Raw genomic sequence first — 12574 nt, forward strand, 5'->3', positions numbered from 1 at the left:
ACTTGCCTTGTGGCTCTATGGATTGCTTCGCGGAGCCTGTCATCGGGCGCGCATTCGCGCGACCCGGTGGCTCGCAATGACGGCAGCTGCCTAGTGATTATCACGCGCCACGCCGACGCGACCGGCGATGTCGTGATAGCGCGTTGCGAACTCCATGCAAGCGCCGGTGGCCTGCTGGCCGACCGTGGAGCGATAGAGCTCCTGCCAGGGCGTCTGGTGGGCGGGATAGGGGAAGCCGCCCTGCGCCTTCAATTCGGCGCGCCGCCGCTTCAACTCCTCATCCGATATCAGAATATTGGCGCTGCCCTTATTGAGATCGATGCGAACCTTGTCGCCGGTCTTGAGGATGGCGAGCCCGCCATCGGCGGCGGCTTCAGGCGTTGCATTCAGGATCGACGGCGAGCCTGAAGTGCCGGACTGACGGCCGTCGCCGATGCAGGGCAGGGACAGGATGCCGCGTTTGATCAACGCAGCCGGCGGCTGCATGTTGACGACCTCCGCGCCGCCGGGATAGCCGATCGGGCCGGTGCCGCGCACGAAAAGAATGCAATGCTCGTCGATATCGAGCGAGGGATCGTCGATCCGCTTGTGATAATCCTCCGGGCCCTCGAACACGATGGCGCGTCCCTCGAACGCGTTCGGATCCTTGGGATTGACCAGATAGCGCTCGCGGAATTCCTTCGAGATCACACTGGTCTTCATGATCGCGGAGTCGAACAGGTTGCCGCGCAAGACGAGGAAGCCGGCGTCCTTTACCAGCGGCTTGTCGTAGGTCCAGATCACATCGCCATCGGGTTTTGGCGCATTGCGACAATTCTCGCCCATGGTGTGGCCATTGACGGTCATGGCGTCTTCATGGATGCGCTTGTGCGCCATCAATTCGCGCACCACCACCGGGACGCCGCCGGCGCGATGATATTCCTCGCCGAGATAGAACCCGGCCGGCTGCATGTTCACCAACAGCGGAATCTCGTGGCCGTATTTCTGCCAATCGTCGATCGACAGATCCACGCCGATATGGCGGGCGAGCGCGTTGATATGGATCGGCGCGTTGGTCGAGCCGCCGATCGCCGAATTGACGACGATGCAGTTTTCGAACGCCTTCCGGGTCAGGATGTCGGACGGTTTCAAATCTTCCCACACCATCCCCACAATGCGCATGCCGGTTTCAAAGGCGATCTGGCCGCGCTCGCGGTAGGGCGCGGGAATGGCAGCGCAGCCCGGCAGCGACATGCCGAGCGCCTCGGCCAGCGAATTCATGGTGGAGGCGGTGCCCATGGTGTTGCAATGGCCCACCGACGGCGCCGAGGAAGCCACGATATTCATGAACTCCTCGTAATCGATATCCCCCGCGGCAAGCTCCTCGCGCGCCTTCCAGACCACGGTGCCTGAACCCGTGCGCAGGCCTTTGTGCCAGCCGTTCAGCATCGGACCGCCCGACAGCACGATCGCCGGCATGTTGACCGTCGCGGCGGCCATCAGGCAGGCCGGGGTAGTCTTGTCGCAGCCCGTGGTCAGAACCACGCCGTCCAGGGGATAGCCGAACAGGATTTCCACGAGGCCGAGATAGGCGAGATTGCGGTCGAGCGCCGCGGTCGGGCGCTTGCCGGTCTCCTGGATCGGGTGCATCGGAAATTCCATTGCGATGCCGCCAGCGGCGCGGATGCCCTCCCGGACCCGGTGCGCCAGTTCGAGATGGTGGCGATTGCACGGCGAAAGATCGTTACCGGTCTGCGCGATGCCGATGATCGGCTTGCCGGATTGCAATTCCTGCCGGGTCAGACCGTAGTTGAGGTAGCGCTCTAGATAGAGCGCGGTCATTCCCGGGTTGTGGGGGTTGTTGAACCACTCGCTGGAACGGAGTTTGCGCCTTGTGACGCCGGTAAGCGGCTTGTTCATCGTTTCTCCCGCAGCGCACACGCCTTATTTTTGTGCGTATTGTTTGTGTTGGCGCGCAATGTTTGCATGTCAAGGCTCCCTTCTCAAGGCTCCCTTCGCAACGCTCGTGGAAACGGTAGCTGCCTACGACTTTGATCCAAGGACATTGACACAAAATTCTGGTAAGACCCCTCCCAACGAAAAGAGCGGCTGCGGGGCCAAACCCGCTATGCCGCATGTTTGAGGAGGAAATCTATGGCGTCGGTGCAGATCCGCGACGTTCGGAAATCATTCGGAGGATTTGAGGTCCTGCATGGCGTGAGCGTCCCGATCGAGGATGGCGCCTTCGTCGTGCTGGTCGGTCCCTCCGGTTGCGGCAAATCGACCTTGTTGCGGATGCTCGCCGGGCTGGAAAACATTACCTCCGGCACGATTTCAATCGGCGACCGCGTCGTCAACAATGTCCAGCCCAAAGAGCGCGACATTGCGATGGTGTTCCAGAACTATGCGCTCTATCCGCATATGACGGTCGCCGACAATATGGGATTTTCGCTGAAGCTGCGGGGAGCAAACGCTGACGAGATCTCCACCGGCGTCAAACGCGCCGCGGAAATCCTGGCACTGACTCCGCTGCTCGATCGTTATCCCCGGCAATTGTCGGGCGGGCAACGCCAGCGCGTCGCGATGGGCCGCGCCATCGTGCGCGATCCGCAGGTGTTCCTGTTCGACGAACCGTTGTCCAACCTCGACGCCAAGCTGCGCGTGGCGATGCGCACCGAAATCAAGGAACTGCATCAGCGGCTGAAGACCACCACCGTCTATGTCACCCATGACCAGATCGAGGCCATGACCATGGCCGACAAGATCGTGGTGATGCATGACGGCATCGTGGAGCAGATCGGCACGCCGCTGGAACTGTATGACAAGCCGGACAACCAGTTCGTCGCCGGCTTCATCGGCTCGCCCGCGATGAATTTCCTCAAAGGTCAGGTGAAGTCGAACGGCAGCGCGGGATTCGAGGGGCCGAACGGCGTCAAGTTGCCGTTGAAGTCGGCGCCCGCCAATTCGGAAGGGCGGCCCGCGGTCTACGGCGTCAGGCCGGAGCATTTCACCATTGCCGACGACGGCGCGGAAGCCGAGATCGTCGTGGTCGAGCCGACCGGCTCGGAAACGCAAGTCTTTGCCAAGCTCGGCGGCGAGCAGGTCGTCGCCGTGTTCCGCGAGCGTCACCAATTCAACCCGGGCGACAAAGTCCGGTTGAAGCCGGACCCGTCCCTCGTCCATCTCTTCGACGAGACGACTGGCAAGCGACTGAACGCCTAACCAATCAAAAAGCACCAAGGGAGGATAGACTATGCATGACTTTACCCGCCGCGCTCTGCTTCAGGGCGGCACCGCGCTTGCGGCTACCGGCGCGCTCACGGGATCGGCGCTGCTCGATTTTGCCAAGGCGTGGGCGCAATCGGCGCCATGGAAGGCGGAGCCGGGCGCCAAGCTCACCGTCATGCGCTGGAAGCGCTTCGTGCCGGCAGAAGATGAGGCGTTCAATGCGATGGTCGCAGCCTTCAAGACGGCGACCGGGACCGAGATGAATGTGTTCAGCGAGTCCTTCGAAGACGTGCAGCCGAAGGCTTCGGTTGCCGCAAACACCGGTTCGGGTCTCGACCTGGCCTGGGGCCTGCATACGCTGCCGCAACTGTTCCCGACCAAAGTGCTGAAGATGAACGACGTCGCCGATTACCTCGGCAAGAAGTACGGCGGATGGACCGAAGCTGCTGCAAAGACCTGCAAGCAGGGCAACGACTGGCTCGGCATTCCCGTCGCGACCATCGGTGGTTACATGACCTACCGCAAATCGTCCCTGGAAAAGGCTGGTTTCAAGGAATTCCCGACGGACTTCCCGGGCTTCCTCGAGATGTGCAAGGCACTCAAGAAGAATAACACCCCGGCTGGTTTCCCGCTTGGTCACGCCTCGGGCGACGCCAATGCCTGGCTGCACTGGATCCTCTGGGGTCATGGCGCCTACACCGTCGACAAGGACGACAAGGTGATCATCAATTCACCGGAGACCGTAAAGGCGCTGGAGTATTGCAAAGCGCTGTCCGACGCCTTCATTCCCGGCGTTGCGTCCTGGAACGATTCGTCGAACAACAAGGCTTTCCTGGCCGGCGAGTTGCATTGCACGGCCAACGGTATCTCGATCTATGTTGCGGCGAAGGATGACCCGACCAAGAAGGAACTGGCCGAGGATACCTATCATGCGCTGTGGCCGGTCGGTCCGATAGGAAAGCCGACCGAACTGCAGCTCGCGGTTCCAATCCTGGCGTTCAACTTCACCAAGTATCCGAATGCGTCGAAGGCCTTCATCGCCTTCATGCTGGAGAAGGAAAACTTCGAGAAGTGGCTCTCCGGCGCGCGGGGCTATCTGACCCATACGCTCAACGCCTATGACGCCGCACCGGTGTGGACGGCCGACCCGAAGAACCAGGTCTTCAGCCAGGCCAGCAAGCGCGCGCTTCCGGCGTCCGGCATCGGCACACCCGGCGAGAAGGCCGCAACCGCGATCGCCGACTTCCTGGTGGTCGACATGTTCGCCAACTACTGCACCGGTCGCGAGGATGCCAAGGGCGCGATCGCGGTGACGGAGCGGCAGCTGAAGCGAGTTTATCGCTAACGACACCGAAGCGAGCCGCAAGCGATTGCGGCTCGCTTCATCAAGACGAATACAAAACGATGGTAACGCGGTCGATGATATCGCAGGATTAACCCATGGCTGACATCGCACTGCAACCCCGGCCGGCTAAGCCGCAGATTCGCGAGGCCACCGCGTGGGATCAGCTCAGGACCAACCGCAACTGGCTCGGTTTCTGGTTCATGCTGCCGGCGATGGCATTCCTGATATTCTTCCTGGCCTATCCGCTGGGCCTGGGCATCTGGATTTCGTTCACTGACGCAAAGATCGGGCGGTCCGGCGAATTCGTCGGAGTCGAGAATTATGAGTGGTTGTGGGGCGACACCATCTTCTGGCTGTCGGTGTTCAATACGCTCTTGTACACGTTCATTGCGAGCGCGATCAAATTCGCGATCGGGCTCTATCTGGCGCTGCTGTTGAACGAGAACATGCCGTTCAAGGCGATGCTGCGCGCGCTGGTTCTTATCCCCTTCATCGTGCCGACTGTGCTGTCGGCGCTGGCGTTCTGGTGGATATTCGATTCGCAATTCTCGATCATCTCCTGGTCGCTCAAGCAACTCGGCCTGATCACCGAGAACATCAACTTCCTCGGCGATGTCACCTGGGCGCGCATCTGCGTGATCTTCGCCAATATCTGGCGCGGCGTTCCCTTTGTCGCGATCACGCTGCTCGCCGGCCTGCAGACGGTGCAGCCGTCGCTCTATGAGGCCGCGACGCTCGATGGGGCCAGCAAGTGGGAGATGTTCCGCTTTATCACCTATCCGCTGTTGACCCCGATCATTGCGGTGGTGATGACGTTCTCGGTGCTGTTCACGTTCACCGACTTCCAGCTGATTTGGGCGATGACGCGGGGTGGCCCCGTCAACGCGACGCATCTGATGGCGACCTTGTCGTATCAGCGGGCTATTATCGCAGGCCAGTTGGGCGAAGGCGCTGCGATCTCAAGCGCGATGATCCCGTTCCTGCTGGCCGCGATCATGGTTTCCTGGTTCGGGCTGCAGCGCCGCAAGTGGCAGCAGGGAGAGAACAATGACTGAGCTCGGCGCTGCGTTGTCTTTTTGGCGCGAACGGGGCAGGCCCCGCGCGCGCTGCCGGAAATGGCAGCAGGGAGGGTCGAATGACTGATCTTCCTACCTCGCGGATCGATATCAAAGCCGTGCTGTCGGGCTCGTCGCCGACGGTCGCGATGGACGATCACAGCGAAGGCATGAGCTATCTGCAGTCGGTGCCGCGCCGGCTCGTGACGCTTTATCTGCCGCTGACGATCATCGTGATCGTCCTGCTGTTCCCGTTTTACTGGATGGGGCTGACCGCGATCAAACCGGACGAGCAACTGCTCGATCTCGACAAATACAATCCGTTCTGGACCTGGAATCCGACCTTCAAGCACATCCACAAACTGCTGTTCGAGAGCTACTATCCGTACTGGCTGTGGAACACGATGTATGTGGCGGTCTGCGCCACCATCCTGTCGATCGTCGCCAGCGTACTGGCAGCCTATGCGATCGTGCGGCTGCGCTATCGCGGCGCGCAGTGGGTCGGCGGGCTCATCTTCCTGTCCTATCTGGTGCCGCCGTCGATCCTGTTCATTCCGCTTGCGACCGTCGTATTCCAGTATGGGCTGTTCGACTCTCCAATGGCCTTGATCCTGACCTATCCGACTATCCTGATCCCGTTCTCGACATGGCTGTTGATGGGCTACTTCAAGACTATCCCGTTCGAACTGGAGGAATGCGCGCTGATCGACGGTGCGAGCCGCTGGCAGATACTGGTCAAGATCGTGCTGCCGCTGGCGATCCCCGGCCTGATCTCGGCCTTCATCTTCTGCTTCACGCTGTGCTGGAACGAGTTCATCTACGCGCTGACCTTCCTGCAATCGACCCAGAACAAGACCGTGCCGGTCGCGATCGTCAACGAGTTCGTCGATGGCGACATTTATCGCTGGGGATCGCTGATGGCAGGCGCATTGGCGGGCTCATTGCCGTTGGTCATCCTCTATGCGTTCTTTGTCGAGCACTACGTGTCCGCAATGACCGGAGCCGTGAAAGAGTGAGCGCGGCCCCGTCTAACAATCAAGAACAAGGAGTTGGGTCTTGCACATTCTGATTTTGGGTGCGGCTGGCATGGTCGGCCGCAAATTGACCGAGCGGCTGTTGCGCGAGGGTCGTCTCGGCAAGGCCGACATCACCCGGATGACGCTGCAGGACGTGGTTGCGCCGGCGAAACCTGACAAGGCGGGGTTTCCGGTCGACACGGCGACGTGCGATTTTGCCGTGCCGGGCGCCGCCGAAAAGCTGGTCGCAGACCGTCCGGACGTGATCTTCCATCTGGCGGCGATCGTCTCGGGTGAGGCTGAGCTCGATTTCGACAAGGGCTACCGCATCAATCTCGACGGCACGCGGATGCTGTTCGATGCGGTCCGGCTTGCCGGGGGCGGCTACAAACCGCGCGTGGTGTTCACCTCGTCGATCGCGGTGTTCGGCGCGCCGTTTCCGGAAGCCATCGGCGACGAATTCTTTCACACGCCGCTGTTGAGTTACGGGACGCAGAAGGCGATCGGCGAACTGTTGCTGGCCGATTATTCGCGCCGCGGTTTCATGGACGGTATTGGCATTCGCCTGCCGACCATCTGCATCCGACCCGGTCTTCCCAACAAGGCGGCCTCCGGATTCTTTTCCAATATTTTGCGCGAACCGCTCGCCGGCAAGGAAGCGGTGCTGCCGGTCTCCGAAGACGTCCGCCACTGGCACGCTTCGCCGCGCTCGGCGGTCGGTTTCCTGCTCCACGCCGCGACCATGGACAGCGCGGCGGCCGGTGCACGCCGCAATCTCTCCATGCCCGGCCTTTCGGCCACCGTCGGCGAGGAAATCGCCGCGCTGAAGCGGGTGGCGGGCGAGAAGGTGGCGTCGCGGATCAAACGCACGCCGGATCCGTTCATTATGGGCATCGTCGACGGCTGGCCGCGCAATTTCGAGGCGAAGCGAGCGGTCCAGCTCGGTTTCACCACCGCCGAAAAAACCTTTGACGACATTATCCGGATTCACATCGAGGACGAACTTGGCGGTAAGTTCGTGGCCTGAACCGTTTGCTTCGCGAGAAGAAACCGCGTTCCAAACAGAAACCAACGCTTGTTCTCGTCCACTTGAAATGACAGCGGCGCTGTTGGCTCGGATGCGGTCATGACGAAAGTAGCCTGCATCGGCGAGTGCATGATCGAGCTAAAGCAAGCCGCCGGCGGCCTGTACTCGCGGGGCTATGGCGGAGATACGCTGAATACGGCCGTTTATCTTGCCCGCCTGGGTGTTGACGTCGATTACATTACCGCCCTGGGGGACGATCCCTTAAGCGACGAAATGCTCGCGGGCTGGGCGGCGGAGGGCGTTGGAACGAAGCACGTGCTGCGCCTGCCAGGTAAGCTGCCGGGTCTCTACATGATCCAGACAGATCAGAAGGGAGAGCGCCGGTTCTTTCATTGGCGCGAAAGCTCGGCCGCGCGCAGCCTGATGGATCTAGCTGAAACGGGCGATATCCTGAACTCGCTCGGAAATTATGACCTCGTTTATCTCTCGGCGATCACGCTGTCGCTTTACAATGAGAGCGGACGTAGGCGGTTGATCGCGGCTCTCATGCGCGCGCGCGAAGGTGGCGCCCGCTTTGCGTTTGACACCAACTTTCGCGTGCGAGGCTGGCCTGATCTGGATATCGCGCGCGCCGCTTATCGAGAGGCATTCGAGGCCGCCGATATTGTACTGGCCTCGACGGAAGATTTGCTGGCGCTGTATAGCGGAGAAAGCACTGATGGTTTGATGGCGCGCATCTCAAGCGCTGAGGCAGTGTTGAAACTCTCCGAACCCGCAAGCATCGTTCGGTTCGAAGGCGTTTCACATGAGGTGAAGGCCGAGCCTGTCGTCAATACGGTCGTCGATACGACGGCGGCCGGGGATAGTTTTGCGGCAGCCTATCTCGCTGCACGGCTGAGGGGTGCGAACCCGCTCGAAGCCGCACGCGCCGGGCATCGGCTGGCGGGCGTTGTGGTGTGCCATCCGGGCGCGATCATCCCGCGCTCGGCGATGCCTGCCAATGTCATATCAAATCCGTCGGCACCTCGCAGGGCATCCTTATGAATATCGCTTCAAAACAACCTGTGCAGAATGCCCGGGAAACGCTTGCCGTGCTGATGGGGTCGGCCTGTGTGATCCCCGTCCTTACCATTGAACGGCTGGAAGATGCGGTACCGCTCGCCAAGGCGCTCGTTGCAGGTGGCGTGCGTGTACTGGAAGTCACGCTGCGCACTCCGGTTGCGATAGAGGCGGCAACCGCGATCATGGCCGAAGTGCCAGAGGCTACCGTTGGAATCGGCACGATCCTGAACGCCGATGATCTTGCGCGCGCGGAAGCGCTCGGCGCCAAATTCGGCATCAGTCCCGGCGCCACGCCCGATTTGCTGAAGGCTGCGGCGGCAAGCGGACTACCGTTCGCGCCGGGTATCGCGACGGCATCGGAGCTGATGCAGGCACTGGCCTACGGCTTCAATCTCGTCAAATTCTTCCCGGCCGAGCAGTCCGGCGGTATCAAGGCACTGCGGGCTTTGGCAGGACCTTTTCCGGATGCACGGTTCTGTCCGACCGGCGGCATTGGAGAGACCAACGCGGCCTCGTGGCTGGGTGAGCCAAACGTGGTCGCGGTGGGCGGTTCGTGGTTATGTCCTGCGGCGGATATCAGGGCCGGTAACTGGGCTGGCATAACCGCCATCTGCAATCGGACCATGAAATCGCTGAAACCGGCGTGAAGTATTGCCACCGGTAGGTTACAAAGCCTCCAAGCAAGACAGGGAGAACAGCCATGACAGCCAGCATTGTCGGGTGGGCGCACACGCCGTTCGGCAAGTTCGATACCGAGACCGTCGAGAGCCTCGTCGTTCGTGTAGCGACCGATGCGCTTGCCGATGCCGGTATCTCTGCAGCCGACGTTGATGAAGTCGTGCTTGGGCATTTCAACGCAGGATTTTCGCCGCAGGATTTTACCGCTTCGCTGGTGCTGCAAGCTGATCCGCAGTTGCGGTTCAAGCCGGCCACGCGCGTCGAAAATGCCTGCGCGACCGGGTCGGCAGCGGTGCATCAGGGCATCCGAGCCATTGCCGCCGGGGCGGCGAAGATCGTGCTGGTGGTTGGCGTCGAGCAGATGACGCGGACGCCGGGGCCGGAGATCGGCCGCAATCTGCTGCGCGCGTCGTACCTGCCGGAGGACGGCGAAACCCCCGGCGGCTTCGCCGGTGTGTTCGGCAAAATCGCACAGGCCTATTTCCAGAAATACGGCGATCAATCCGACGCCTTGGCCATGATCGCCGCCAAGAACCATAAAAACGGCGTTGCCAATCCGTATGCGCAGTTGCGCAAGGATTTCGGCTACGAATTCTGCCGGTCCGAAAGCGAGAAGAACCCGTTTGTGGCGGGGCCGTTGAAGCGCACCGATTGCTCGCTGGTATCGGACGGCGCGGCGGCGCTGGTGCTGACCGATGCGGAAACCGCCAAGTCGATGGGCAAGGCTGTCAATATCAGGGCCACCGCGCATGCCCAGGATTTCCTGCCGATGTCGAAGCGCGACATTTTGCAATTCGAAGGCTGCACGGTGGCATGGCAGCGCGCGCTGCAATCGGCCGGCGTGCAGCTTTCCGATCTTTCCTTTGTGGAAACCCACGACTGCTTCACCGTCGCCGAGCTGATCGAATACGAAGCGATGGGTCTGACGCCGAGAGGGCAGGGCGCCCGCGCCATCAAGGAAGGCTGGACCCAGAAGGATGGTAAGCTGCCGGTCAATCCGTCCGGCGGCTTGAAGGCCAAGGGTCATCCGATCGGCGCCACCGGTGTCTCCATGCATGTAATGACCGCCATGCAGCTGTTGGGTCAGGCGCCCGAGGGCATGCAGATCAGGGACGCAAAGCTCGCCGGTATCTTCAACATGGGCGGGGCTGCGGTCGCAAATTACGTCTCGCTGCTGGAGCCCGCGAAGTAAGCGTCCTTAGATCATCGAGGGCATAAGCGATGAACGTTGCCGAATGGCTGGCGGCGACCGCGCGCCTGCGTCCCGACGCGCCGGCGCTGCTCACCGGCTTCGATCTCGATGCGGACTACGCGACGTTCGCGCGGCGTGCGGCGGCAATTGGTGCCGCTCTGTCACGCGAATATGGCATCGAACCCGGCGACCGTATCGGGCTGTTCGCGACCAATTGCACGCAATACTTCGAATGCCTCTACGGCATCTGGTGGATTGGCGCCGTCGCCATACCGATCAACGCCAAGCTGCACGGCCGGGAGGCCGCCTGGATTTGCAGCGATGCCGGCGCCAAGCTGACGTTCATTTCCGACGACACGATGGAGGCTTTGGCCGAAGCCAAGAGCGAGTTGCCGGCGGCAATGAGGACATTGTCGGTAGACAGCGACGCGTATCGTGAGATACGCGACGGCGTAGGGACGCCAACGCCGTTGCCTCGCGAGGTAAACGATCTCGCCTGGCTGTTCTATACGTCGGGCACCACCGGCCGTCCCAAGGGCGTGGTGTTGAGCCACGGCAATTTAGTAGCGATGTCACTGTGCTATCTCGCCGACGTCGATCAGGCGACGCCGAACGACGCCTCGCTCTACGCGGCACCGATTTCACACGGCGCGGGCCTGTATAATTTCCCGCATGTCCGCATGGGCGGGCGGCACGTCATCCCCGAGTCCGGCGGTTTCGATCCGGATGAAGTGCTCAACCTCGGCAGGCAGCTCGGCAATGTCGTCATGTTCGCAGCGCCCACCATGGTGCGGCGGCTGGTCGACGCCGCGAAACGCCGCGGCGAGAACGGTGAGGGCATCCGCACCATCATCTATGGCGGCGGCCCGATGTATCTGGCCGATATCCGCGACGCGATTGCGACCATGGGCCAGCGCTTCGTGCAGATCTACGGCCAGGGCGAATCGCCGATGACGATTACGTCGCTGAGCCGAGAATGGCATGAGCGTACCGACCACCCACGCTATCTCGATCGCCTCGCTTCCGTGGGTCCGGCGCAAAGCGTGATGCAGGTTCGCATCACCGGCGCCGATGGAAAGCCGCTGCCATCAGGCGAAACCGGCGAGGTCGAGGCCAAGGGCACTGCCGTGATGCTCGGCTACTGGAATAACCCGAAAGCCAATGCGGAGACGCTGAAAGATGGCTGGCTGCGAACCGGCGATGTCGGACGGCTGGATGAAGATGGCTTTCTGACGCTGTCGGATCGTTCCAAGGATGTGATCATTTCCGGCGGCACCAACATCTATCCGCGCGAGGTCGAGGAGGCGCTCTTAACGCATCCCGACGTGCGCGAGGTCTCGGCGATCGGCGTTCCCGATCCGGACTGGGGCGAAATCGTCGTCGCCTGCGTGGTGCTGGAGGAGGGCGCTGTGGCCGACGACGTCAGACTAGACGCGCATTGCCTGGCCTCGATCGCGCGTTTCAAGCGGCCGAAGCGTTATGTCTATCTCGACGCGTTGCCGAAGAACAATTACGGCAAGGTGCTGAAGACATCGCTGCGCGAGATGATGACCAAAGCGTAGGGTTGTATTGCCGTCCCGGCGAACGCCGGGACCCATAACCACCGGCGCGGGTTCTCGTCCGGGCTACTTCCATCGTTCAGTTGAGAGTTCACGGAGTATGATGGGGTGGACGGCCCCCTACGGCATCAGTGTGCCAGAATGAGGTTGTTGCAAATCTCAGACAAGGGAGCCGTCCGTGGACCAGATTATCCGCATTGGAATGGATACGTCGAAGCATATTTTTCAGCTGCATGGGGTCGATGCCGCGGAGCGGCCGGGGTTGCGCAAGCGGCTTCGGCGCAACGAGGTGTTGGTGTTTTTTGCCAAGCTGCCGCCGACGGTGATTGGAATGGAGGCGTGCGGCGCAGCGCATGACTGGGCGCGGAAGTTACGCAAGCTAGGCCATGAGGTGAAGCTGATGGCGCCGCAACACGTCAAGCCCTATGTCAAG

At 61.4% G+C, this 12574-nt stretch carries 10 protein-coding genes and 1 pseudogene; 10 read left to right on the forward strand and 1 reads right to left on the reverse strand.

What is annotated here, in order from left to right; all coding sequences use genetic code 11:
* Positions 1-90: 90 nt before the first annotated feature.
* A complete protein-coding gene (locus tag N554_RS0104120) occupies positions 91-1899 on the reverse strand; it encodes an IlvD/Edd family dehydratase (RefSeq protein ID WP_029582317.1) in 1809 nt (602 codons plus the stop codon).
* 234 nt (positions 1900-2133) lie between these two features.
* Here N554_RS0104120 and N554_RS0104125 point away from each other — a divergent pair, with 234 nt between their 5' ends.
* From N554_RS0104125 to N554_RS0104170, 10 genes and pseudogenes are all read left to right on the forward strand, one after another.
* On the forward strand, positions 2134-3201 hold the full coding sequence (locus N554_RS0104125; RefSeq protein WP_029582318.1) for an ABC transporter ATP-binding protein: 1068 nt from the start codon (positions 2134-2136) through the stop codon (positions 3199-3201).
* A gap of 31 nt (positions 3202-3232) precedes the next feature.
* Complete coding sequence (locus N554_RS0104130) at positions 3233-4552, forward strand: ABC transporter substrate-binding protein (RefSeq protein ID WP_029582319.1); 1320 nt, start codon at positions 3233-3235, stop codon at positions 4550-4552.
* A gap of 95 nt (positions 4553-4647) precedes the next feature.
* The gene (locus N554_RS0104135) at positions 4648-5607 is read left to right on the forward strand and encodes a carbohydrate ABC transporter permease (RefSeq protein ID WP_051677301.1); all 960 of its coding nucleotides are present in this window, start codon (positions 4648-4650) and stop codon (positions 5605-5607) included.
* 80 nt (positions 5608-5687) lie between these two features.
* The gene (locus N554_RS0104140; protein ID WP_029582321.1) at positions 5688-6623 is read left to right on the forward strand and encodes a carbohydrate ABC transporter permease; all 936 of its coding nucleotides are present in this window, start codon (positions 5688-5690) and stop codon (positions 6621-6623) included.
* A 40-nt stretch (positions 6624-6663) separates the two neighbouring features.
* Positions 6664-7650, forward strand: a complete 987-nt coding sequence (gene denD, locus N554_RS0104145) for a D-erythronate dehydrogenase (protein WP_029582322.1) — start codon at positions 6664-6666, stop codon at positions 7648-7650.
* A 99-nt stretch (positions 7651-7749) separates the two neighbouring features.
* Positions 7750-8694, forward strand: a complete 945-nt coding sequence (locus tag N554_RS0104150; RefSeq protein WP_029582323.1) for a sugar kinase — start codon at positions 7750-7752, stop codon at positions 8692-8694.
* On the forward strand, positions 8691-9359 hold the full coding sequence (eda, locus tag N554_RS0104155; protein WP_081851098.1) for a bifunctional 4-hydroxy-2-oxoglutarate aldolase/2-dehydro-3-deoxy-phosphogluconate aldolase: 669 nt from the start codon (positions 8691-8693) through the stop codon (positions 9357-9359). Before N554_RS0104150 ends, eda begins: the two co-directional genes overlap by 4 nt.
* A 53-nt stretch (positions 9360-9412) precedes the next feature.
* Positions 9413-10582, forward strand: coding sequence for an acetyl-CoA acetyltransferase (locus N554_RS0104160; protein ID WP_029582325.1), 1170 nt, complete (start codon positions 9413-9415; stop codon positions 10580-10582).
* Positions 10583-10611: 29 nt separating this feature from the next.
* On the forward strand, positions 10612-12144 hold the full coding sequence (locus N554_RS0104165; RefSeq protein ID WP_029582326.1) for a class I adenylate-forming enzyme family protein: 1533 nt from the start codon (positions 10612-10614) through the stop codon (positions 12142-12144).
* Positions 12145-12319: 175 nt separating this feature from the next.
* Positions 12320-12574: pseudogene (locus tag N554_RS0104170) on the forward strand (IS110 family transposase); the annotation flags it as partial.

Origin of the sequence: Bradyrhizobium sp. URHD0069 (genome assembly GCF_000701345.1) — a bacterium.
Taxonomy (GTDB): domain Bacteria; phylum Pseudomonadota; class Alphaproteobacteria; order Rhizobiales; family Xanthobacteraceae; genus Bradyrhizobium.